The sequence below is a fragment of the Neisseria sp. SLRRB23 genome, from assembly GCF_050896295.1.
Taxonomy (GTDB): Bacteria; Pseudomonadota; Gammaproteobacteria; order Burkholderiales; family Neisseriaceae; genus Neisseria.
In genome coordinates this window covers 38,608-60,895 of the sequence record NZ_JBPBFH010000008.1, presented here as the reverse complement: position 1 = coordinate 60,895, position 22,288 = coordinate 38,608, and the positions used below count along the sequence as shown (strand labels likewise).

Below are 22,288 nucleotides of genomic sequence, written 5' to 3'. Positions count from 1 at the left end.
GGAAGAATAATGGCATTCGGCAGATCCTTACTTAATGCGATTAACAGTGTCAGCCTGGTCAAACAGATTGCCGTCGGTTTGGTGTTGGGTATTGTAATCGGTTCGGTTTCACCGCAACTGGGTTTGGCGGCAGGTCTTTTCGGCAGCCTGTTTGTCGGTGCGCTTAAAGCCGTTGCCCCTGTTTTGGTTTTTGTTTTGGTCGCAGCAGCCGTTGCGCAGCATCAAAAAGGCAATGAGGCGTTTATCAAGCCTATTATCGTTTTATATTTGATTGGAACGTTTGCTGCCGCCGTCGTGGCGGTAGTTGCCAGCATGGTGTTTCCCGTACACATCGTATTGGCGGGTGCGGGCGAGGTATCCAATGCGCCGCCTTCCGGTATTGTGGAGGTTTTGAAATCCCTGCTGATGAGTTTGGTTGCCAACCCGATTAATGCGATTGCCAATGCCAACTATATCGGTATTTTGGCTTGGGCTTTGGTTTTGGGTGCGGCATTGCGCAATCATGGTTCGGACGTAACGCGGCAGGTCGTCGCCGATTTGGCGGAAGCGGTTTCTACCGTTGTGAAATGGATTATCCGCTTTGCCCCTCTGGGTATTTTTGGTTTGGTATCGTCCACAATTGCGGAAACGGGTTTCGGCGCGCTTTCCGGTTATGTGAAGCTGCTTGCTGTTCTGCTTGGCAGTATGGTGTTTATCGCATTGGTGGTCAATCCGGTCATCGTGTGGTGGAAAATCCGCAGTAATCCTTATCCGCTGGTGTTTACCTGTTTGCGCGAAAGCGGCGTATATGCTTTCTTTACCCGTTCTTCTGCCGCCAATATTCCTGTTAATATGGCTTTGGCGAAAAAGTTGGGTTTGCATGAAGATACTTATTCGATTTCCATTCCTTTGGGTGCAACCATCAATATGGCGGGTGCGGCGATTACGATTACCGTGTTGGCAATGTCGGCCGCGTACACTCAAGGGATTCATGTTGATTTTGCCACTGCGCTGCTTTTGAGCCTGGTGGCAACCGTCAGTGCGTGCGGCGCATCCGGCGTGGCAGGCGGTTCGCTGCTGCTGATTCCGCTGGCGTGCAGCCTGTTCGGCATCAGCAACGATGTCGCTATGCAGGTGGTTGCAGTCGGCTTTATCATCGGCGTGATTCAGGATTCGGCGGAAACGGCGTTGAATTCTTCAACCGATGTTTTGTTTACTGCCGCCGCTGATATGGGCAGACAGAGGAAATAGGCTTGGATATGGAATGCCGTCTGAAACAGTAAAGTTTCAGACGGCATTTTTTTAGGTGTTTGACGGTTGTCCGCACAGCTTGCTTGGGAAGGCGGGAGATAAATCCGTTATCGGATTTCCGGCGGTTATGGGGAAGGATGTGCCACCAGTTTCCCGTCGATGTATTCGCCGATATAGACTTGTACGGCAGTGAGTTTGAGTCGGTCAAACTCTTGTTGCAGCCACGCTTCATCACGGTTGATGATTTCGAGGATGTCGGGATCGACTTGACCGTCTGTAATCAGCGGATAGCGCAGGCTTTCGTCGCCGTATTGGATGACGGTAAGTTGCCCGTTTTGTTCCATCACGGCGCGTTTGACGGCTGAGATTTCGTAGATGCCGGAGGCGCGGAGTTTGAACATGAGGTCGTGTGCGCTGATGCCGTTTTTCATACATTCTTCGGCTTGGATTTTACCGTTGATGATGACCCAAACGGATTTGCCGTCAATTACGGATTTGATCCAGCGGTTGTGGTTTTTGATGAATTTTAGGCTCAAGACCAACAGCGTCCACAAAATCAGTACGAGGAAAAATTGCAGCAGACCGATGCTGTCGCTGTAAATCACGCCGCCGATGATGCCGCCGAGAACGAAGTTTTGTACTTGGTCCATAGCGGAGGTGGGGGCGAGGTTTCCTTTTCCTAAGATATTAATTTGAAAGACCAAACCTAAAATACCTATAAGGAGTTTGAGGGCAAGGAGGGAGTATGCTTCCATAAGTGTGTCCTGTTATTCTTTGTCGATAAGTTCGATATTGTTGTTAACCAGATTGGTGGGGGTCAGGGTGTAGGCGGAGAAGTCTTGATTGAAATGGACTTCGTAATATTGGCTTTTGATGCCGATAATCATGCCGTTGTATAGGTGCGTACTGTTGACGATGATGTCTTGTTTTTCCACTTTTTGATTTTCAATCAGTGCATTGAGAAAACCGACCATGCGCGAGGTGTCCGCGGCGAAGTTTTGGCGTTCGCTGTATGAGAGGTATTGGATGCCGCTGATGAGGATAAGCAGCAGTAAGGCGATAATGCTCAGGTCGCGGTATTTGGTATCCATGCGGTGGCGCAGGTATTGTGATACGGCGAGCAGTAGGATGACAAGAGCGGCGAAAATCAGGACGTATTTCAAGTAGTCGTTGAAATACATATGGTTTTCAAGATAAAAGTGGGAAAAGAATTTCATGATTTCAAATGATTTGAGGAAAAAATAGAAAGGTCGTCTGAAAGCTGAATTTCAGACGACCTTTCCCGTTTGAAACAGTCCCAAATGGCAGGGCTGCTTTATTTCTTATTGCCCAACTGCGGCAATACCGAACCTTCGCCCAGCGACAGCAAACCGCTTTGCGAGTAGATACCCAGTTTGGCACGGGTGTCGGTGATGTCGAGGTTGCGCATGGTGAGCTGGCCGATGCGGTCGAGCGGTGTGAACGCGGCGTCTTCGACTTTTTCCATGCTCAGGCGTTCCGGTTGGTAGGTCAGGTTGGGCGATTCGGTGTTCAGAACCGAATAGTCGTTGCCGCGACGCAGTTCGAGGGTTACTTCGCCGGTAATGGCTTTGGCAACCCAGCGTTGGGCGGTTTCGCGCAACATGAGTGCTTGGCTGTCGAACCAGCGGCCTTGGTAGAGCAGGCGGCCGAGGCGCAGGCCGTTGATGCGGTATTGTTCGATGGTGTCTTCGTTGTGGATGCCGGTGACCAAACGTTCGTAGGCGATGTGGAACAATGCCATGCCCGGGGCTTCGTAGATGCCGCGCGATTTGGCTTCGATGATGCGGTTTTCGATTTGGTCGCTCATGCCTAAGCCGTGGCGGCCGCCGATGCGGTTGGCTTCGAGGAAGAGTTCGACAGGGTCGGCGTATTCTTTGCCGTTTAGTGCAACCGGCACGCCTTCTTCAAAGCGCACGCTGACTTCTTCGGGTTTGACTTCGACGTTTTCGTCCCAGAAGGCAACACCCATAATGGGTTTGACGATTTTGATGCCCGAGTTCAAAAATTCCAAGTCTTTGGCTTCGTGGGTCGCGCCGAGCATATTGGAATCGGTGGAGTAGGCTTTTTCAACCGACATTTTGTAGTTGAAGCCGTTGGCAATCAGAAATTCGCTCATTTCGTGGCGGCCGCCGAGTTCGTCGATAAATTGCTGGTCGAGCCAGGGTTTGTAGATTTTCAGTGCGGGATTGGTGAGCAAACCGTAGCGGTAGAAACGCTCGATGTCGTTGCCTTTGTAGGTGCTGCCGTCGCCCCAGATATTGACGTCGTCTTCTTTCATGGCGGAAACGAGCATGGTGCCGGTCACGGCGCGGCCCAGAGGCGTGGTGTTGAAATAGGCGATGCCGCCGGTGGAAACGTGGAACGCGCCGCATTGGATGGCGGCGATGCCTTCGTGTGCCAACTGCGCGCGGCAGTCGATCAGGCGGGCGTTTTCCGCACCGTATTCCATTGCTTTTTTGGGAATGGCATTGTAGTCGTCTTCGTCGGGCTGCCCGAGGTTGGCGGTGTAGGCATAAGGCAGCGCGCCTTTGCGTTTCATCCACAACAGCGCGGCGGAGGTATCAAGGCCGCCGGAGAAGGCGATGCCGACTTTCTGACCGACGGGGAGGTTTTGTAAAATAGTATGGTTTTGGCTCATAAGGGAATCCTTCGGACTTGAAAAAAGGAGTTCATTATCTTATAAATATAACCCATTGTCAGCCGTTAAGGCTGTCTGAAAAGAAGCTTTGCCCGTTTCGCTGAAAATCTTTTCAGACGGTCTTTACGCCATCCTCAACCTGACTCCCTCCCCTGCGGGGGAGGGTTGGGGAGAGGGTGCAGACAGCAGCCCTTAAGCAAACGCTGCCTGAAAAACGCAAGCTCGACCCTCTCCCTAACCCTCTCCCACGGGAGAGGGAACAAATCACAGCACCATCGACATTTTCAGACGGCATCGGTAAAGAAACCCATCTATGAACGCGTTCAACCTTATCATCATCGGCGACGAAATCTTACACGGCAGCCGCCAAGACAAGCATTTCGTCTTTTTCAAATCCCTGCTCGAATCCAAAGGGCTGAAGCTCAATCAGGTGCAATATCTGCCCGACGAACCCGATTTGCTGGTCAGGCAACTGCGCCGCAGCTTTTCAGACGGCATACCGACGTTCGTTACCGGCGGCATCGGCGCCACGCCCGACGACCACACGCGCCAAGCCGCAGCGGCTGCTTTGGATTTGCCCGTCGTCCGCCATCCTGAAGCCGCCAAGTTTATCGAAGGCGTAACCCTGAAACGCGGCGAGCCGCTTGATTCGCCGGAACACGCCCAACGCCTGAAAATGGCAGATTTTCCCGAAGGCGCGGAATTGGTGCCCAATCCGTTCAACAACATCGCCGGATTTTCCATCCGCGAGCATTATTTCTTCCCCGGCTTCCCCGTGATGGCGCACCCGATGGCCGAATGGGTTTTGAATACTTATTACGCCGACCGCTTCAACCAAACCGAACGCGGCAGCCGCAGCGTGTATGTGTTTGAGCAGCCCGAATCGCGCATTACGCCGATTATGGAGCATATCGAGCAAACTTATCCCGGCGTGCGTTCGTACAGCCTGCCCAGCGTCGGTTGGACGCATTCAGACGGCACGCACGTCAAACCGCACATTGAGTTCGGCATCAAAGCCGAAGGAGAAGCCGTCAACCTTTTGGACGCGGCGTGGGCGGAAGTGTTGCACAGCTTGGACGGATTGGGAGCAGAGCTGAAAAATCGGGTAAACTGAAAACCGTTTGCCCAAATCGGACGATATTTAAGGAAAACCATGCAATACCGAATCAGAAGAGAAAACGAAGCACCCGAAGCAAAAAATGCGGGGGAAACCTTATGGGAGCGCGACATTATGCGCGAAGTGCTGCTGTCCGCCTATCGGGACAGGCGCAGGGAGCGGATGTGGAAAAACATCTGGCGCGCCGTTAGCACCCTGATTCTGGTTGCCCTGATTGCAGGCATTTTCCAAAAAGACGAAGGCGCATTGCAGTTGACGGGCAATACGCCGCATACGGCAGTCGTCAACCTGTACGGCGAAATCGGCAACGGCGTAGAAGACCAGGTCAAAAAACTCAAAGACGGTATGGAGGCCGCCTATAAAAACCCGCAGGCAAAAGCCATCATCATCCGCGCCAACAGCCCCGGCGGTTCTCCCGTCGTCTCCAACACCGCTTTTGAAGAAATACGCCGTCTGAAGGCGCAGCACCCCGGCATCCCCGTTTATCTCGTGGCGGAGGATATGTGCGCGTCCGGCTGCTACTACATCGCGGCGGCGGCGGACAAAATCTATGCCGACCCGTCCAGCATCGTCGGCAGCATCGGCGTTATCGGCAGCAGTTTCGACGCGACCGGCCTGATGGAAAAAATCGGCGTGAAACGCAGGGTTAAAATTGCGGGCAGCAACAAAGGCATGGGCGATCCGTTTTCTCCCGAAACGCCCGAACAGTCGAAAATCTGGGAAGAAATGCTGACCGGCATACACGGCGAGTTCATCAAAGCCGTCAAAACCGGACGCGGCGGCCGCCTCAAATTCCGACAATATCCCGACGTGTTCAGCGGCAGGGTGTACACGGGTGCGGATGCGCAGAAAGTCGGGCTGGTGGACGGACTCGGCAATATTTACAGCGTGGCGCGAGACGTGGTCAAAGCCCCTGATGTGGTGGATTACACTCCGAAGGACGATTTCGGCAGAATCTTGGGCAGACGCTTCGGCGCAGAACTCAAAGCAAGCGTTTCGGAAGCCCTGCAATCCCTCCGATAACGCTTTCCGCCGGATATAGTGGTTTAAATTTAAACCACTATACCGATGCCGTCTGAAAGGTTTTCAGACGGCATTTTTTTGCATGGTAGGGTGATATTTGTGAAACGGTAATATGAAAACAGAACGCTTGTCGCGCGGTTTGTACCGTGCCGGTCTGTACGATGGCAGCAATATAGTGGATTAACAAAAACCAGTACAGCGTTGCCTCGCCTTGCCGTACTATTTGTACTGTCTGCGGCTTCGTCGCCTTGTCCTGATTTTTGTTAATCCACTATAAAGATAGAAACGTTTTGTTTTTATAGGATTGGCACGAAATAGACGGTCCGGCGTTCGTGAAATCAAATAAGAATCGTTATCATAATATAATTGTATTTATTGGGTTTTTTTGGGCGTTTTGCCGATATTTACCTTTTAATGGTTTTTGAAATTCGCTAAAATACGAAATTATTGTAGAAATTTTGTTAACGGATTTGGGTGTAACCATGTTGTCCGCTTACTTTCCCGTCTTTGTCTTTATCCTCGTCGGCCTCGCGGCCGGCGTACTGTTTATCCTGCTCGGCACCATTTTGGGCCCGAAACGCCACTACGCCGAAAAAGACGCGCCTTACGAATGCGGTTTTGAAGCCTTTGAAAACGCGAGGATGAAGTTCGACGTGCGCTATTACCTCGTCGCCATCCTCTTTATCTTGTTTGATTTGGAGGTCGCGTTTATGTTGCCGTGGGCAGTCGTGTTCAAAGATTTGGGCGCGTACGGCTTCTGGTCTATGCTGGTGTTTATCGTCGTTCTGACGGTAGGCTTTATTTACGAATGGAAAAAAGGTGCGCTGGAATGGGAATAGAAGGCGTTTTGAAAAAAGGTTTCATCACCACCAGCGCGGATACGGTGTTGAACTATATGCGTACCGGTTCATTGTGGCCGGTTACTTTCGGATTGGCCTGCTGCGCCGTGGAAATGATGCATGCGGGTATGGCGCGTTATGACCTTGACCGTTTCGGTATCATTTTCCGTCCGTCCCCACGTCAGGCCGACCTGATGATTGTGGCAGGTACGCTGACCAACAAAATGGCGCCAGCCCTGCGCCGTGTATACGACCAGCTTGCCGAGCCACGCTGGGTATTGTCTATGGGCTCGTGTGCCAACGGCGGCGGTTATTATCACTATTCTTATTCCGTTGTGCGCGGTGCCGACCGCGTCGTGCCGGTAGACGTTTATGTGCCGGGTTGTCCGCCGACTGCGGAAGCCCTGATTTACGGCCTGATTCAGCTCCAACAAAAAATCAAGCGCACTTCCACCATCGCGCGTGACGAGTAAGGGGAGGACGATATGGCAAGTATTCAAAACTTATACGAAACCGTCAGCCGCGTTTTAGGCGATCGGGCAGGCAAAGTTATTTCCGCTTTGGGAGAGATTACCGTCGAGTGTCTGCCCGAACACTATATTTCAGTCATGACCGCATTGCGCGACCATGAAGAGCTGCATTTCGAGCTTCTGGTCGATTTGTGCGGTGTCGATTACAGCACTTACAAAAACGAAGTATGGCAGGGCAAACGCTTTGCCGTCGTCAGCCAGCTTCTTTCCGTTAAAAACAATCAACGCATCCGCGTACGCGTCTGGGTTTCAGACGACGACTTCCCCGTAGTCGAATCTGTAGTTCCCGTTTACAACAGCGCGGATTGGTACGAGCGCGAAGCCTTCGATTTGTACGGCATCATGTTCAACAACCATCCCGACTTGCGCCGCATCCTGACCGATTACGGTTTCGTCGGACATCCGTTCCGCAAAGATTTCCCGATTTCCGGCTATGTGGAAATGCGTTACGACGAAGAGCAAAAACGCGTGATTTACCAACCTGTTACCATTGAGCCGCGCGAGATCACGCCGCGTATCGTCCGTGAGGAGAACTACGGTGGCCAATAAATTAAGAAACTACACCATCAACTTCGGCCCGCAACACCCTGCGGCGCACGGCGTATTGCGTATGATTTTGGAGTTGGACGGCGAACAAATCGTCCGTGCCGACCCGCATATCGGCCTCCTGCACCGAGGCACCGAAAAACTGGCGGAAACCAAAACCTACCTGCAAGCCCTGCCTTATATGGACAGGCTGGACTACGTTTCCATGATGGTCAATGAGCAGGCGTATTGTTTGGCAGTAGAAAAACTTGCCGGTATCGATGTGCCTATTCGCGCCCAATATATCCGCGTGATGTTTGCCGAAGTAACGCGCATCCTCAATCACTTGATGGGCATCGGTTCGCACGCCTTCGACATCGGCGCGATGACCGCTATCCTTTACGCCTTCCGCGACCGCGAAGAGCTGATGGACTTGTACGAAGCCGTGTCCGGCGCGCGTATGCACGCAGCCTACTTCCGTCCCGGCGGTGTTTACCGCGACCTGCCCGACTTCATGCCCAAATACGAGAGCAGCAAATTCCGCAACGCCAAAGTATTGAAGCAGCTCAACGAATCCCGCGAAGGCACCATGCTCGACTTCATCGACGCCTTTTGCGAACGCTTCCCCAAAAACATCGACACACTCGAAACCCTCCTGACCGACAACCGTATTTGGAAACAGCGTACCGTCGGCATCGGCGTCGTCTCCCCCGAACGCGCCATGCAAAAAGGCTTTACCGGTGTGATGTTGCGCGGTTCGGGCGTGGAATGGGACGTGCGTAAGAAACAGCCGTATGAAGTGTACGACCAAATGGATTTCGACATCCCCGTCGGCGTCAACGGCGACTGCTACGACCGTTACCTCTGCCGTATGGAAGAAATGCGCCAATCCGTACGCATCATCAAACAATGCGCCGACTGGTTGCGTGTCAATCCGGGTCCGGTCATTACTACAAACCACAAATTCGCTCCGCCCAAACGTACCGAAATGAAAACAGGCATGGAAGACCTGATTCACCATTTCAAACTCTTTACCGAGGGTATGCACGTTCCCGAGGGCGAGACCTACACAGCTGTCGAACATCCGAAAGGTGAGTTCGGCGTTTACATCATTTCAGACGGCGCAAACAAACCCTACCGCCTGAAAATCCGCGCACCCGGCTTCGCCCACCTGCAAGGCATGGACGAAATGGCAAAAGGCCACATGCTCGCCGACGTTGTTGCCATCATCGGTACGCAGGACATCGTATTCGGGGAGGTTGACCGATAATGTTATCCGCAGAATCTTTAAAACAAATTGATATTGAGTTGGCAAAATATCCTGCCGACCAACGCCGCTCCGCCATTATGGGCGCATTGCGTATTGCCCAAACCGAAAAAGGCTGGCTTGCTCCCGAGACCATCGCCTTTGTCGCAGACTATATCGGCATCTCGCCTGCGCAAGCCTACGAAGTCGCTACTTTCTACAATATGTACGACCTTGAGCCTGTCGGCAAATACAAACTGACCGTTTGTACCAACCTGCCTTGTGCCCTGCGCGGCGGTATGGCTACCGGCGAATACCTCAAACAAAAACTCGGTATCGGCTACGGCGAAACTACCCCTGACGGCAAGTTTACCCTTGTCGAAGGCGAATGCATGGGTGCATGCGGCGACGCTCCCGTTATGCTGGTAAACAACCACAGCATGTGCAGCTTTATGACCGAAGAAGCGATTGAGAAGAAACTGGCGGAGTTGGAATAAACTGGGGAAATGCCGTCTGAAAACAGGAAAACCGGTAGGGTAGACATTCCCGTCCGCCGTTTCAGACCGATTGGACAAATCAAATCGGGAATAAAGAAAACAGGGAAACCGAATCAATGAAGGGAAAAATCGTCCGATGGCATGATGACAAAGGATACGGATTTATACGTACAGAAAGCGGGGAAGGAGAGATTTTCTGCCATATTTCCGACTTCCTGCAAAGAAATCCGCGGCCCGGGCTTGACGAGCAGGTTTCTTTTGAAGTGGTTTCAGATGGCAAGGGAAGATTTTCTGCAAAACAGATACGCTATCTGAATCGGGAGCGAGCAGTTTCTCCCGGATACCGCAAGCAACATCGAAAAGACGAGGAATCTCTCACTTCGATTGTTCAAGTTGTGCTGTCTTTGTTGGTCGGTTTGCTGCTTGTTTCGGTAATCGGCTATAAGGCGTATCAATATGCGTCAGAGAAGCTGACTCCGAAACAGGAAAATACGCCGGTTAAAACGCAAGTATTGCCCGAAATAAAACGGCAGCAGCCCGATAGCAGCCCATACCGTTGCGACGGCAGGCAACATTGCTCACAAATGACTTCGTGCGAAGAAGCCAAATGGTTTGTAAGGAACTGTTCCGATACCAAGATGGACGGCGATGGCGACGGCATTCCGTGTGAAAATATGTGCAGCGGATGGTAATTTTGATTGATGACGGGAAGAACAAACACAGGTTTGGTTCAGATTAAACGAAGACAGGAAAATGCCGTCTGAAAACAGACAAACCGTTTCAGACGGCATCAGGAACATTGAGACGGCAGGCAGCCGCAAACGATACGAAAACAAACAGGCACACCAAAAATGGCTATTTACCAATCAGGCGTGATTTTTGACCAAGTGGATACCGCCAATCCCGATTGCTGGACATTGGACGAATACGTCAAACGCGGCGGTTATACCGCCCTGCGTAAAATCCTGTCCGAAAACATCTCGCAAACCGATGTGATTGACGAAGTCAAAACCTCCGGCTTGCGCGGTCGCGGCGGTGCTGGCTTCCCGACCGGTTTGAAATGGAGCTTTATGCCCCGTTCCTTCCCGGGCGAAAAATATGTGGTTTGCAACACCGACGAAGGCGAGCCCGGTACATTTAAAGACCGTGACATCATCATGTTCAATCCCCATGCCCTGATCGAAGGCATGATTATCGCCGGTTACGCGATGGGTGCGAAAGCCGGTTACAACTATATCCACGGCGAAATTTTTGAAGGCTACCAACGCTTTGAGGCCGCTTTGGAGCAGGCGCGTGCCGCAGGCTTTTTGGGTAAAAATATTTTGGGTTCGGATTTTGAATTTGAACTCTTCGCCCACCACGGCTACGGCGCATATATTTGCGGCGAAGAAACCGCATTGCTCGAATCGCTGGAAGGCAAAAAAGGCCAGCCGCGCTTTAAACCGCCGTTCCCTGCTTCGTTCGGCCTGTACGGCAAACCGACCACCATCAACAATACCGAAACGTTCTCTTCCGTCCCATTTATTATCCGCGACGGCGGTCAGACGTTTGCCGATAAAGGCATTCCGAATGCAGGCGGTACCAAATTATTCTGTATTTCCGGTCATGTCGAGCGTCCGGGCAACTATGAAGTGCCGTTGGGTACGCCGTTTGCCGAAGTCTTGAAAATGGCGGGCGGTATGCGCGGCGGTAAAAAACTTAAAGCCGTTATTCCCGGCGGTTCGTCCGCACCCGTATTGCCCGCCGACATCATGATGCAGACCAATATGGATTACGACTCGATTTCCAAAGCCGGCTCCATGCTCGGTTCCGGTGCGATTATCGTGATGGACGAAGACGTATGCATGGTGAAAGCCCTTGAACGCCTGAGCTACTTCTACTATGACGAGTCTTGCGGCCAATGTACGCCTTGCCGTGAAGGTACGGGCTGGCTCTACCGCATCGTCCACCGCATTGTAGAAGGCAAAGGCCGTATGGAAGACTTGGATTTGCTGGATTCTGTCGGTAACCAAATGGCAGGCCGCACCATCTGCGCCCTTGCCGATGCCGCCGTCTTCCCTGTCCGCAGCTTTACCAAGCATTTCCGTGATGAGTTTGTGCATTACATCGAACACGGCGGACCTATGAAACCGAATAAGTGGTGCTAAGTTTTCAGACGGCCTCTAAAAGAATTATTTATTAAATACCCGTAACTAGGAACGAACCATGTTACAAATCGAAATCGACGGCAAACAGGTATCTGTGGAGCAGGGTGCGACGGTGATTGAAGCCGCGCACAAGCTCGGTACTTATATCCCGCATTTCTGTTACCACAAAAAACTTTCCATCGCCGCCAACTGCCGTATGTGTTTGGTGGACGTGGAAAAAGCCCCCAAACCTCTGCCTGCCTGCGCTACGCCGGTTACAGACGGCATGATTGTGCGTACGCATTCGGCAAAAGCCCGAGAGGCGCAAGAAGGCGTGATGGAGTTCCTGCTCATCAACCATCCGCTTGATTGTCCGACCTGCGACCAAGGCGGCGAATGCCAGTTGCAGGATTTGGCGATGGGCTACGGCAAAACCACCAGCCGTTATACCGAAGAAAAACGTTCCGTCGTCGGCAAGGACATGGGTCCTTTGGTTTCCGCCGAGGAAATGAGCCGTTGTATCCACTGTACCCGTTGCGTCCGTTTCACTGAAGAAATCGCCGGCGTGCAAGAAATCGCCATGGCCAACCGTGGCGAGCATTCCGAGATCATGCCTTTTATCGGTAAAGCAGTAGAAACCGAATTGTCAGGCAACGTCATCGATTTGTGTCCTGTCGGCGCATTGACCAGCAAACCGTTCCGCTTCAACGCGCGTACTTGGGAATTGAACCGCCGTAAATCCGTTTCCGCTCATGACGCTTTGGGCAGCAACCTGATTGTACAAACCAAAGACCATACCGTCCGCCGTGTGTTGCCGCTGGAAAACGAAGCCATCAACGAATGCTGGCTGTCCGACCGCGACCGTTTCGCCTACGAAGGCCTGTATCACGAAAGCCGTCTGAAAAACCCGAAAATCAAACAGGGCGGCGAGTGGATGGACGTGGATTGGAAAACCGCGTTGGAATATGTCCGCAGCGCGATTGAATGTATCGCCAAAGACGGCAATAAAAACCAAGTCGGTGTTTGGGCCAATCCGATGAATACGGTTGAAGAGCTGTATTTAGCGAAGAAATTCGCCGACGGACTGGGCGTTAAAAATTTCGCTACCCGCCTGCGCCAACTGGACAAACGTCTTTCAGACGGCATTAAGGGTGCGCAATGGTTGGGGCAAAGTATTGAATCGCTGGCGGACAACGATGCCGTATTGGTGGTCGGCGCGAACTTGCGCAAAGAACAGCCGCTCCTGACCGCCCGCCTGCGCCGCGCCGCCAAAGACCGTATGGCCTTGAGCGTATTGGCCAGCAGTAAAGAAGAATTGTTTATGCCGCTTCTGTCTCAAGAAGCCGCACATCCCGACGAATGGGCAGGCCGTCTGAAAAAACTGTCTGGCAATGCGGAACACACGATTACCGCGAGCCTGAAAAACGCTGAAAAAGCAGCGGTGATTTTGGGCGCGGAAGTGCAAAACCATCCTGATTACGCCGCGATTTATGCCGCCGCTCAAGAGCTGGCAGATGCGACCGGCGCAGTGCTGGGTATTTTGCCGCAAGCCGCCAACAGCGTTGGTGCGGATGTCTTGGGCGTGAACTCGGGCGAGAGCGTTGCCGAAATGGCAAACGCGCCGAAACAGGCAGTCTTGCTACTCAACGTCGAGCCGGAAATCGATACGGCGGACGGTGCGAAAGCCGTGGCCGCGTTGAAACAGGCGAAAAGCGTGATGGCGTTTACACCGTTTGTCAGCGAAACGCTGCTGGATGTGTGCGACGTGTTGTTGCCGATTGCGCCGTTTACCGAAACATCGGGCAGCTTCATCAATATGGAAGGCCGTCTGCAATCTTTCCACGGCGTGGTACAAGGCTTCGGCGATTCACGTCCGTTGTGGAAAGTGTTGCGCGTATTGGGCAACCTGTTTGACCTGAAAGGTTTTGAATACCACGATACCGCTGCGATTCTGAAAGATGCGCTGGATGCAGAAAGCCTGCCGTCCAAACTGGACAACCGCAGCACATGGGCAGGGGAGGGCGTTCAGACGGCCTCAGACCGCCTTGTCCGTGTCGGCGGCGTCGGTATTTATCACACTGATTCTATCGTGCGCCGTTCCGCACCGTTGCAAGAAACCAGCCATGCCGCCGTGCCTGCCGCACGTGTAAATCCAAACACTTTGGCGCGCTTAGGCCTGCAAGACGGACAAACTGCTGTCGCCAAACAAAACGGCGCAAGCGTATCGGTTGCAATCAAAGCCGATACTGGTTTGCCTGAAAACGTGGTGCATCTGCCGCTGCATACCGAAAATGCCGCGCTGGGTGCGTTGATGGACACTATTGAACTGGCGGGAGCTTGATCATGCAAGAATGGTTCCAAAACCTCTTTGCCGCAACGCTCGGTCTGGGCGATTTGGGTATTACCGTAGGCTTGGTGGTATCCGTCATCGTCAAAATCGTGATTATCCTGATTCCGCTGATTCTGACCGTTGCCTACCTGACGTATTTCGAACGTAAAGTCATCGGCTTTATGCAGCTTCGTGTCGGCCCGAACGTAACCGGCCCGTGGGGCCTGATTCAGCCGTTTGCCGACGTGTTCAAACTCTTGTTTAAAGAGGTAACCCGTCCGAAGCTGTCAAACAAAGCCCTGTTCTATATCGGCCCGATTATGTCGCTTGCACCGTCTTTCGCGGCGTGGGCAGTGATTCCGTTCAACGAAGAATGGGTGCTGACCAACATCAATATCGGCCTTTTGTATATCCTGATGATTACCTCGCTGTCGGTTTACGGCGTGATCATCGCGGGCTGGGCTTCCAACTCCAAATATTCGTTCTTGGGCGCAATGCGTGCTTCCGCGCAAAGCATTTCCTACGAAATCGCCATGAGTGCCGCGCTGGTGTGCGTCGTGATGGTGTCGGGCAGCATGAACTTCTCCGACATCGTTGCCGCACAAGCCAAAGGTATTGCCGGCGGTTCGGTATTCTCTTGGAACTGGCTGCCGCTCTTCCCAATCTTCATCGTTTATCTGATTTCCGCCGTTGCCGAAACCAACCGCGCGCCGTTTGACGTGGCAGAGGGTGAGTCTGAAATCGTTGCCGGACACCACGTTGAATATTCCGGCTTCGCATTCGCGCTGTTCTTCCTTGCCGAATACATTTTCATGATTCTGATTGCCGCACTGACATCGCTGATGTTCCTCGGCGGTTGGCTGTCCCCCTTCCCGCAAAGCTGGGGCCTTATCGGTACGCCTTCCGCATTCTGGATGTTCGTGAAAATGGCGGCGGTGCTGTACTGGTACCTGTGGATTCGTGCAACCTTCCCACGCTACCGCTACGACCAAATCATGCGTTTGGGCTGGAAAGTGCTGATTCCGATCGGCTTCGCCTACATCGTGATTTTGGGTCTGTGGATGATTTCACCGCTGAATTTGTGGAAATAAGTTTCAGACGGCATCTTGAGGCCGTCTGAACAAAGTGATTTTGAATACCTAACGAAATCCCTGTTGTGAGGGAACAGAATATGGCTAACTTAGTAAAAACTTTCTTGCTCGGCGAATTGGTAAAAGGTATGGGCGTAACGCTCAAAAACTTTTTTGCCCGCAAAGACACAATTTATTTCCCCGAAGAGAAAACGCCGCAATCCGTGCGTTTCCGCGGCCTGCACGCGCAACGCCGTTATCCGAACGGCGAAGAGCGCTGTATTGCATGTAAATTGTGTGAGGCAGTTTGTCCGGCAATGGCGATTAACATCGAATCGGAAGAACGCGAAGACGGCACCCGCCGCACCAAGCGTTACGACATCGACCTGACCAAGTGCATCTTCTGCGGTTTCTGCGAAGAGGCCTGCCCGACTGATGCGATTGTGGAAACGCATATTTTTGAATACCACGGCGAGAAAAAAGGCGATTTGCACATGACCAAGCCGATTCTTTTGGCCATTGGCGACAAATACGAAGCCGAAATCGCCAAACGCAAAGCCGCTGACGCGCCGTATCGTTAAGGAGCAGACGAATGACTTTTTCCGCGATTCTGTTCTATATCCTTGCCGCCATCGTTTTGTACGGTGCGGTTCGTACCGTCACCGCTAAAAACCCTGTTCACGCCGCTTTGCATCTGGTGCTGACCTTCTGCGTGAGCGCGATGATTTGGATGCTGATGCAGGCAGAGTTTTTGGGCGTTACGCTGGTGGTCGTGTATGTCGGCGCCGTGATGGTGTTGTTCCTGTTCGTCGTGATGATGCTGAATATCGACATTGAAGAGATGCGCGCCGGTTTCTGGCGTCAGGCGCCTGTTGCCGGTGTGGTCGGNACATTGTTGGCGGTTGCTTTGATNCTGATTCTGGTCAACCCGAAAACCGACCTTGCCGCGTTTGGTTTGATGAAAGACATTCCAGCCGATTACAACAATATCCGCGATTTGGGCAGCCATATTTATACCGACTACTTGTTGCCGTTTGAATTGGCGGCGGTATTGCTGCTGTTGGGTATGGTGGCGGCGATTGCGCTGGTTCACCGTAAAACCACCAATCCGAAACGTATGGATCCTGCCGACCAAGTTAAAGTACGCGCCGACCAAGGCCGTATGCGTCTGGTGAAAATGGAAGCGGTCAAACCGCAAGTTGAATCTGCCGAAGAAAGCGAAGTTTCAGACGACCTCAAACAGAAAGAGGAGGGCAAAGCATGATTACCTTGACGCATTATCTGGTATTGGGTGCGCTTCTGTTCGGTATCAGCGCAATGGGTATCTTTATGAACCGCAAAAACGTGCTGGTATTGCTGATGTCGATCGAGCTTATGCTCTTGGCGGTGAACTTCAACTTTATCGCCTTCTCGCAACATTTGGGCGATACTGCCGGACAAATTTTTGTATTCTTCGTATTGACCGTTGCTGCTGCCGAATCCGCCATCGGTTTGGCGATTATGGTGCTGGTGTACCGCAACCGACAAACAATCAACGTTGCCGATTTGGACGAGTTGAAAGGGTAATCATGAACGATATGACTTTATATTTGATAATTGCCCTTGTTCCGTTGGCAGGCTCGCTGATTGCGGGTTTGTTCGGCAACAAAATTGGACGTGCCGGTGCGCATACGGTTACGATACTCGGCGTAGCGGTGTCTGCCGTGCTGTCGGCTTATGTGCTGTGGGGCTTTATCGACGGCAGCCGTGCCAAGTTTGACGAAAACGTCTATACCTGGCTGACAATGGGCGGCTTGGATTTCTCTGTCGGCTTCTTGGTCGATACGATGACGGCGATGATGATGGTCGTGGTCACGGGCGTGTCGTTGATGGTACACATCTATACCATCGGCTATATGCACGACGAAAAAGTCGGCTACCAACGCTTCTTCAGCTATATTTCTTTGTTTACTTTCAGCATGTTGATGCTGATTATGAGCAACAACTTCATCCAGCTCTTCTTCGGCTGGGAGGCTGTGGGCTTGGTGTCGTATCTCTTGATCGGTTTCTATTTCAAACGTCCAAGCGCAACATTTGCCAACCTGAAAGCCTTTTTGATCAACCGTGTCGGCGACTTCGGCTTTTTGCTCGGTATCGGCTTGGTGCTTGCCTATTTCGGCGGCAGCCTGCGCTATCAAGATGTATTCGCTTATCTGCCCAACGTGCAAAATGCCACCATCCAGCTTTTCCCCGGTGTGGAATGGTCTTTGATTACCGTAACCTGCCTGCTCCTGTTTGTGGGTGCGATGGGTAAATCGGCACAATTCCCACTGCACGTTTGGCTGCCTGATTCGATGGAAGGCCCGACCCCGATTTCTGCATTGATTCACGCCGCGACGATGGTTACCGCCGGTTTGTTTATGGTGTCGCGTATGTCGCCGATTTATGAGATGAGTAGCACTGCGCTGTCTGTCATCATGGTGATTGGTGCGATTACCGCCCTGTTTATGGGTTTCTTGGGCGTGATTCAAAACGACATCAAACGTGTGGTTGCGTATTCCACCCTGTCGCAACTGGGCTACATGACCGTGGCTTTGGGCGCGTCCGCCTATTCCGTGGCGATGTTCCATGTGATGACCCACGCCTTCTTTAAGGCCTTGCTGTTCTTGGCGGCAGGCAGCGCGATTATCGGTATGCACCACGACCAAGACATGCGCCACATGGGCAATCTGAAAAAATATATGCCGGTTACTTGGCTGACCATGCTGATCGGTAACTTGTCGCTGATCGGTACGCCGTTCTTCTCCGGCTTCTACTCCAAAGATTCGATTATCGAAGCGGCGAAATACAGCACCCTGCCGGGCAGCGGCTTTGCCTATTTTGCCGTCCTCGCCAGCGTGTTAGTTACCGCGTTTTACGCGTTCCGCCAATACTTTATGGTGTTCCACGGTGAAGAGAAATGGCGCAGCTTGCCTGAGCATCATGACGATCATCATGGTGAAGAGCATCACGGCTTGGGCAAAAACGACAATCCGCACGAAAGCCCGCTGGTCGTTACCCTGCCTTTGATTTTGCTTGCCATTCCGTCCGTCATCATCGGCTATGTTGCCATCGAGCCTATGCTTTACGGCGATTTCTTCAAAGACGTGATTTTTGTCAACGCCGACGCGCATCCGACCATGCACATCATGAAGGAAGAGTTCCACGGCGCATTGGCAATGGTGTCGCACAGCCTGCATTCGCCTGTACTCTACCTTGCTATCGCAGGCGTGTTGAGCGCATGGCTTTTGTACGTCAAACTGCCGCACCTGCCACCGAAAATTGCACAGACGTTCCGTCCGGTTTACGTTTTGTTTGAAAACAAATACTACCTCGACGCCCTGTATTTCAACGTTTTCGCCAAAGGCACACGCGCATTGGGTACTTTCTTCTGGAAAGTCGGCGATACCGCCATTATCGACAACGGCATCGTCAACGGCTCCGCCAAACTGGTCGGTGCGATTGCCGCTCAGGTACGCAAAGCCCAAACAGGCTTTATCTACACCTACGCCGCCGCTATGGTATTCGGCGTATTGATACTGCTCGGCATGACCTTCTGGGGATTGTTCCGATAAGAATAAGGTTTCAGACGGCCTTAAACCTTCAGGCCGTCTGAAACGAAGAAATATCCACATAAACACATTTTTATTTTAACCACAGGTTAACCACTATGTTTTCCAACTACCTACTCAGCTTGGCAATATGGATACCCATCGCCGCAGGTGTGCTGGTTTTGGCGACCGGTAAAGACAGCCGTGCGCCGCTGGCGCGTGTGCTTGCCTTCATGGGAGCGCTTGCCGGTTTCTTGGTAACGCTGCCCCTGTTTACCGGTTTCGACCGTTTGAGCGGCGGCTATCAGTTTACCGAGTTCCACGAGTGGATTCCGCTTCTGAAAATCAACTACGCATTGGGCGTGGACGGTATTTCAGTGCTCTTTATCATCTTGAATGCGTTTATTACGCTGTTGGTGGTATTGGCTGGTTGGGAAGTCATTCAGAAACGTCCGGCGCAGTATATGGCCGCTTTCCTGATTATGTCGGGTTTGATTAATGGTGCGTTTGCCGCGCAGGATGCGATTCTGTTTTATGTGTTCTTCGAGGGTATGCTGATTCCGCTGTACCTGATTATCGGTGTATGGGGCGGCCCGCGCCGTGTCTATGCGTCGGTCAAGCTGTTCCTCTATACGCTGATGGGTTCGCTCTTGATGCTGGTTGCCATGGTTTACCTGTACTATCAAACAGGCAGCTTCTCTATTGTCGATTTCCAAAACATCAAACAGATTCCGTTGGGCGTACAGCAGCTTTTGTTTGTGGCATTCTTCCTGTCATTTGCCGTAAAAGTGCCGATGTTCCCTGTGCACACTTGGTTGCCGGATGCCCACGTTGAAGCCCCGACCGGCGGTTCGATGGTGTTGGCGGCCATTACGCTGAAACTGGGTGCGTATGGTTTCTTGCGCTTTATCCTGCCGATTATGCCGGATGCGGCACGCTATTTTGCCCCTGTAATCATCGTGTTGAGCCTGATTGCCGTGATTTATATCGGTATGGTGGCTTTGGTGCAAACCGATATGAAAAAACTGGTGGCGTATTCGTCCATCAGCCATATGGGTTTTGTAACGCTTGGGATGTTTTTGTTTGTTGACGGCCAATTGAATGACTGGGCATTGAAAGGCGCAATCATTCAAATGATTTCCCACGGTTTTGTGTCCGCCGCGATGTTTATGTGCATCGGTGTGATGTACGACCGCCTGCACACGCGCAATATTGCCGATTATGGCGGCGTGGTCAATGTGATGCCTAAGTTTGCGGCGTTTATGATGTTGTTCGGTATGGCCAATGCCGGTCTGCCTGCAACTTCCGGCTTCGTGGGCGAGTTTATGGTGATTATGGGCGCGGTTAAAGTGAATTTCTGGGTAGGCGCGCTGGCGGCTATGACGCTGATTTATGGCGCGTCTTATACCCTGTGGATGTACAAACGCGTTATTTTTGGTGCGATCCACAATCCGCACGTTGCCGAAATGAAAGACATCAATTGCCGCGAATTTGCGATTTTGGCGATTTTGGCGGTTGCTGTATTGGGCATGGGTCTGTATCCGCAAGCGTTTATCGAAGTGGTGCATCAAGCGGCAAACGATTTGATTGCCCATGTGGCACAAAGCAAGATTTGAGGTGTGTAAATGAACTGGTCTGATTTGAATTTAATGCCCGCCATGCCCGAAATCGTGCTGCTTGCGCTATTGGGTGTCGTATTGCTGGCAGACTTGTGGATTTGCGATAAAAACCGCTATTTGACCCATCTGATGAGTTTGGGAACGGTCATTGTCGTGGCCATTACCCAATTGGCGGTATGGGAGCAGGGCAGTGTCGATGCCTTTCACGGTATGTATATTGCAGACGGCATGTCCCGTTTGGCAAAGCTGGTGCTGTATGCACTGACGTTTGGTTTGTTTATTTACAGTAAACCGTACAACCAAGACCGCCAAATCTTTAAAGGCGAGTTTTATACCCTGTCGCTGTTTGCCCTGTTGGGTATGAGCGTCATGGTCAGCTCGGCACATTTCTTGACCGCGTATATTGGTTTGGAATTGTTGTCTTTGTCGCTGTATGCCATGATTGCCCTGCGCCGCGATTCCGGCCGCTCTGCCGAGGCCGCGCTGAAATACTTCGTATTGGGTGCGTTGGCTTCTGGCCTGCTGCTCTATGGTATTTCCATGGTTTACGGAGCCACCGGTTCTCTTGATTTTGCTTCCGTCTTGGCTTCTGCTTTCAATGAGCAGGCCAACGAGTGGTTGTTGAAATTGGGTATGGTGTTTATTGTGGTCGCCATTGCATTTAAATTGGGTGCGGTTCCATTCCATATGTGGGTGCCCGATGTGTACGATGGCGCGCCGACCTCTGTTACCGCCTTTGTGGGTACGGCTCCGAAAATTGCCGCCGTTGTCTTTGCGTTCCGTATCCTTGTTACCGGTATGGGTACCATACATTCAGACTGGGCACCGATGTTGGCTATCCTTGCCGTTGCTTCTTTGGTGGTCGGCAACCTTGCCGCCATCATGCAGACCAATATCAAACGTATGCTTGCCTATTCCACCGTATCGCACATGGGCTTTATCCTGTTGGCGTTTATGGCAGGCGCAGTCGGCTTTACCGCTGGTTTGTATTACGCCATTACCTATGCTGTGATGGCAGCAGTCAGCTTCGGTGTTTTGATGGTATTGTCCACCAAAGACATTGAGTGTGAAAACATTAAAGACCTCGCGGGTCTTAACCAACGCCATGCATGGTTTGCCTTCCTGATGTTGCTGTCTATGTTCTCCATGGCGGGTATTCCGCCGCTGATGGGTTTTTACGCCAAATTCGGCGTGATTATGGCACTCTTGAAACAAGGCCATGTTTGGTTGTCTGTATTTGCCGTTATCATGTCTCTGATTGGCGCGTTCTACTACCTGCGCGTGGTCAAAGTCATCTACTTCGATGCACCTGACCATGACCAGCCGGTCGGCAGCAACTATGCCGCCAAATTTGTCCTGACGGTCAATGCCTTCCTGTTGCTCCTCTGGGGTATCATGCCGCAAACCGTTATCGACTGGTGCGCCAAGGCGCTGGAAAATACGCTGTAATATTCGGTATCATCACGGCAGCCGTATCAGAGGTTGCCGTTTTATTTAAGGTTGCCGCCGTATTCCAGACGGCATGGGAAACGGCTATGCCGTCTGAAAGCGGAGAAAGAAGATTATGACCGCATCTATGTACACACTCTTGCTGCTTACCTTAATTTTTGCCAATGCTCCGTTTCTTACGGTCAGGCTGTTCGGTATTGTTCCGCTCAAGCGCAAACATTTCGGACATCACCTGATCGAGTTGGCGGTAGGTTTCGCACTGACCGCCATTCTTGCTTATATTCTCGAATCCCGTGCAGGATCGGTACACGATCAGGGTTGGGAGTTTTACGCCACAGTCGTCTGTCTGTACCTGATTTTTGCGTTTCCATGTTTTGTGTGGCGGTATTTCTGGCATACGCGCAACAGGGAATAGGGTAACAATAATGCCGTCTGAAGCCTTGTTCAGACGGCATTTTTC

Annotated in this window: 23 protein-coding genes; 20 read left to right on the top strand and 3 right to left on the bottom strand. The window is 52.0% G+C overall.

What is annotated here, in order from left to right:
- The first annotated feature begins 9 nt into the window (after positions 1–9).
- Positions 10–1,230, top strand: a complete 1,221-nt coding sequence (gene sstT / locus ACRPFF_RS03370) for a serine/threonine transporter SstT (RefSeq protein WP_308031985.1) — start codon at positions 10–12, stop codon at positions 1,228–1,230.
- Between the two features lie 125 nt (positions 1,231–1,355).
- On the opposite strand, the gene ACRPFF_RS03365 is transcribed toward sstT, so the two are convergent.
- The 3 genes from ACRPFF_RS03365 to argG form a co-directional block, all read right to left on the bottom strand.
- Positions 1,356–1,985, bottom strand: a complete 630-nt coding sequence (locus ACRPFF_RS03365; RefSeq protein WP_432673783.1) for a DUF421 domain-containing protein — start codon at positions 1,983–1,985, stop codon at positions 1,356–1,358.
- Positions 1,986–1,997: 12 nt separating this feature from the next.
- A complete protein-coding gene (locus tag ACRPFF_RS03360) occupies positions 1,998–2,447 on the bottom strand; it encodes a DUF3290 domain-containing protein (protein ID WP_308031987.1) in 450 nt (149 codons plus the stop codon).
- Between the two features lie 98 nt (positions 2,448–2,545).
- Complete coding sequence (gene argG / locus ACRPFF_RS03355) at positions 2,546–3,889, bottom strand: argininosuccinate synthase (RefSeq protein WP_411712591.1); 1,344 nt, start codon at positions 3,887–3,889, stop codon at positions 2,546–2,548.
- A 313-nt stretch (positions 3,890–4,202) separates the two neighbouring features.
- Here argG and ACRPFF_RS03350 point away from each other — a divergent pair, with 313 nt between their 5' ends.
- The 19 genes from ACRPFF_RS03350 (at position 4,203) to ACRPFF_RS03260 (ending at position 22,243) form a co-directional block, all read left to right on the top strand.
- On the top strand, positions 4,203–5,003 hold the full coding sequence (locus tag ACRPFF_RS03350; protein ID WP_432673782.1) for a competence/damage-inducible protein A: 801 nt from the start codon (positions 4,203–4,205) through the stop codon (positions 5,001–5,003).
- A 39-nt stretch (positions 5,004–5,042) separates the two neighbouring features.
- Positions 5,043–6,029, top strand: a complete 987-nt coding sequence (locus ACRPFF_RS03345) for a S49 family peptidase (RefSeq protein ID WP_432673781.1) — start codon at positions 5,043–5,045, stop codon at positions 6,027–6,029.
- A 482-nt stretch (positions 6,030–6,511) separates the two neighbouring features.
- Positions 6,512–6,868 carry an NADH-quinone oxidoreductase subunit A gene (locus tag ACRPFF_RS03340; RefSeq protein ID WP_002215607.1) on the top strand — a complete coding sequence of 119 codons (357 nt, stop codon included), beginning with the start codon at positions 6,512–6,514 and terminating at the stop codon, positions 6,866–6,868.
- The gene (locus ACRPFF_RS03335) at positions 6,859–7,341 is read left to right on the top strand and encodes a NuoB/complex I 20 kDa subunit family protein (RefSeq protein WP_002215610.1); all 483 of its coding nucleotides are present in this window, start codon (positions 6,859–6,861) and stop codon (positions 7,339–7,341) included. The genes ACRPFF_RS03340 and ACRPFF_RS03335 overlap by 10 nt, the downstream gene beginning before the upstream one ends.
- Positions 7,342–7,353: 12 nt before the next feature.
- The gene (locus ACRPFF_RS03330) at positions 7,354–7,947 is read left to right on the top strand and encodes an NADH-quinone oxidoreductase subunit C (RefSeq protein WP_050895681.1); all 594 of its coding nucleotides are present in this window, start codon (positions 7,354–7,356) and stop codon (positions 7,945–7,947) included.
- Positions 7,937–9,193 carry an NADH dehydrogenase (quinone) subunit D gene (nuoD, locus tag ACRPFF_RS03325; protein ID WP_009310869.1) on the top strand — a complete coding sequence of 419 codons (1,257 nt, stop codon included), beginning with the start codon at positions 7,937–7,939 and terminating at the stop codon, positions 9,191–9,193. Before ACRPFF_RS03330 ends, nuoD begins: the two co-directional genes overlap by 11 nt.
- A complete protein-coding gene (nuoE, locus tag ACRPFF_RS03320; protein ID WP_004467713.1) occupies positions 9,193–9,666 on the top strand; it encodes an NADH-quinone oxidoreductase subunit NuoE in 474 nt (157 codons plus the stop codon). Before nuoD ends, nuoE begins: the two co-directional genes overlap by 1 nt.
- A 116-nt stretch (positions 9,667–9,782) precedes the next feature.
- The gene (locus tag ACRPFF_RS03315) at positions 9,783–10,358 is read left to right on the top strand and encodes an excalibur calcium-binding domain-containing protein (protein WP_304671930.1); all 576 of its coding nucleotides are present in this window, start codon (positions 9,783–9,785) and stop codon (positions 10,356–10,358) included.
- A 61-nt stretch (positions 10,359–10,419) separates the two neighbouring features.
- Entirely contained in the window at positions 10,420–10,542 is a 123-nt protein-coding gene (locus ACRPFF_RS03310; protein ID WP_257618636.1) for a hypothetical protein, read from the top strand.
- A complete protein-coding gene (gene nuoF / locus ACRPFF_RS03305; protein WP_049335752.1) occupies positions 10,518–11,813 on the top strand; it encodes an NADH-quinone oxidoreductase subunit NuoF in 1,296 nt (431 codons plus the stop codon). The genes ACRPFF_RS03310 and nuoF overlap by 25 nt, the downstream gene beginning before the upstream one ends.
- 58 nt (positions 11,814–11,871) lie before the next feature.
- Complete coding sequence (gene nuoG, locus ACRPFF_RS03300; RefSeq protein ID WP_432673780.1) at positions 11,872–14,133, top strand: NADH-quinone oxidoreductase subunit NuoG; 2,262 nt, start codon at positions 11,872–11,874, stop codon at positions 14,131–14,133.
- Positions 14,134–14,135: 2 nt separating this feature from the next.
- Positions 14,136–15,212: an NADH-quinone oxidoreductase subunit NuoH gene (nuoH, locus tag ACRPFF_RS03295; protein ID WP_002233452.1), complete on the top strand. Its 1,077-nt coding sequence runs from the start codon at positions 14,136–14,138 to the stop codon at positions 15,210–15,212.
- A gap of 80 nt (positions 15,213–15,292) precedes the next feature.
- Positions 15,293–15,772 carry an NADH-quinone oxidoreductase subunit NuoI gene (gene nuoI / locus ACRPFF_RS03290; RefSeq protein ID WP_002216341.1) on the top strand — a complete coding sequence of 160 codons (480 nt, stop codon included), beginning with the start codon at positions 15,293–15,295 and terminating at the stop codon, positions 15,770–15,772.
- Positions 15,773–15,783: 11 nt separating this feature from the next.
- A complete protein-coding gene (locus tag ACRPFF_RS03285; protein WP_432673779.1) occupies positions 15,784–16,455 on the top strand; it encodes an NADH-quinone oxidoreductase subunit J in 672 nt (223 codons plus the stop codon).
- Entirely contained in the window at positions 16,452–16,757 is a 306-nt protein-coding gene (gene nuoK, locus ACRPFF_RS03280) for an NADH-quinone oxidoreductase subunit NuoK (protein WP_002215628.1), read from the top strand. Before ACRPFF_RS03285 ends, nuoK begins: the two co-directional genes overlap by 4 nt.
- A gap of 2 nt (positions 16,758–16,759) precedes the next feature.
- Positions 16,760–18,784, top strand: a complete 2,025-nt coding sequence (gene nuoL, locus ACRPFF_RS03275) for an NADH-quinone oxidoreductase subunit L (protein WP_432673778.1) — start codon at positions 16,760–16,762, stop codon at positions 18,782–18,784.
- Between the two features lie 95 nt (positions 18,785–18,879).
- Positions 18,880–20,376 (top strand): NADH-quinone oxidoreductase subunit M, encoded by a 1,497-nt coding sequence (locus ACRPFF_RS03270; RefSeq protein ID WP_411712583.1) that lies wholly within the window; start codon positions 18,880–18,882, stop codon positions 20,374–20,376.
- A gap of 9 nt (positions 20,377–20,385) precedes the next feature.
- On the top strand, positions 20,386–21,828 hold the full coding sequence (gene nuoN / locus ACRPFF_RS03265) for an NADH-quinone oxidoreductase subunit NuoN (protein ID WP_411712582.1): 1,443 nt from the start codon (positions 20,386–20,388) through the stop codon (positions 21,826–21,828).
- A 115-nt stretch (positions 21,829–21,943) separates the two neighbouring features.
- The gene (locus tag ACRPFF_RS03260) at positions 21,944–22,243 is read left to right on the top strand and encodes a DUF2818 family protein (RefSeq protein WP_411712581.1); all 300 of its coding nucleotides are present in this window, start codon (positions 21,944–21,946) and stop codon (positions 22,241–22,243) included.
- Positions 22,244–22,288: the final 45 nt, after the last annotated feature.

Coding starts and splice junctions, on each gene's coding strand:
- ACRPFF_RS03340 (WP_002215607.1), top strand. CDS start 6,512: ATGTTGTCCGCTTACTTTCCCGTCTTTGTCTTTATCCTCGTCGGCCTC.
- ACRPFF_RS03345 (WP_432673781.1), top strand. CDS start 5,043: ATGCAATACCGAATCAGAAGAGAAAACGAAGCACCCGAAGCAAAAAAT.
- ACRPFF_RS03330 (WP_050895681.1), top strand. CDS start 7,354: ATGGCAAGTATTCAAAACTTATACGAAACCGTCAGCCGCGTTTTAGGC.
- nuoG (WP_432673780.1), top strand. CDS start 11,872: ATGTTACAAATCGAAATCGACGGCAAACAGGTATCTGTGGAGCAGGGT.
- nuoI (WP_002216341.1), top strand. CDS start 15,293: ATGGCTAACTTAGTAAAAACTTTCTTGCTCGGCGAATTGGTAAAAGGT.
- ACRPFF_RS03310 (WP_257618636.1), top strand. CDS start 10,420: ATGCCGTCTGAAAACAGACAAACCGTTTCAGACGGCATCAGGAACATT.
- sstT (WP_308031985.1), top strand. CDS start 10: ATGGCATTCGGCAGATCCTTACTTAATGCGATTAACAGTGTCAGCCTG.
- nuoE (WP_004467713.1), top strand. CDS start 9,193: ATGTTATCCGCAGAATCTTTAAAACAAATTGATATTGAGTTGGCAAAA.
- ACRPFF_RS03365 (WP_432673783.1), bottom strand. CDS start 1,985: ATGGAAGCATACTCCCTCCTTGCCCTCAAACTCCTTATAGGTATTTTA.
- nuoF (WP_049335752.1), top strand. CDS start 10,518: ATGGCTATTTACCAATCAGGCGTGATTTTTGACCAAGTGGATACCGCC.
- ACRPFF_RS03335 (WP_002215610.1), top strand. CDS start 6,859: ATGGGAATAGAAGGCGTTTTGAAAAAAGGTTTCATCACCACCAGCGCG.
- ACRPFF_RS03360 (WP_308031987.1), bottom strand. CDS start 2,447: ATGAAATTCTTTTCCCACTTTTATCTTGAAAACCATATGTATTTCAAC.
- nuoL (WP_432673778.1), top strand. CDS start 16,760: ATGAACGATATGACTTTATATTTGATAATTGCCCTTGTTCCGTTGGCA.
- nuoH (WP_002233452.1), top strand. CDS start 14,136: ATGCAAGAATGGTTCCAAAACCTCTTTGCCGCAACGCTCGGTCTGGGC.
- ACRPFF_RS03260 (WP_411712581.1), top strand. CDS start 21,944: ATGACCGCATCTATGTACACACTCTTGCTGCTTACCTTAATTTTTGCC.
- ACRPFF_RS03350 (WP_432673782.1), top strand. CDS start 4,203: ATGAACGCGTTCAACCTTATCATCATCGGCGACGAAATCTTACACGGC.
- argG (WP_411712591.1), bottom strand. CDS start 3,889: ATGAGCCAAAACCATACTATTTTACAAAACCTCCCCGTCGGTCAGAAA.
- nuoK (WP_002215628.1), top strand. CDS start 16,452: ATGATTACCTTGACGCATTATCTGGTATTGGGTGCGCTTCTGTTCGGT.
- ACRPFF_RS03315 (WP_304671930.1), top strand. CDS start 9,783: ATGAAGGGAAAAATCGTCCGATGGCATGATGACAAAGGATACGGATTT.
- ACRPFF_RS03270 (WP_411712583.1), top strand. CDS start 18,880: ATGTTTTCCAACTACCTACTCAGCTTGGCAATATGGATACCCATCGCC.
- nuoN (WP_411712582.1), top strand. CDS start 20,386: ATGAACTGGTCTGATTTGAATTTAATGCCCGCCATGCCCGAAATCGTG.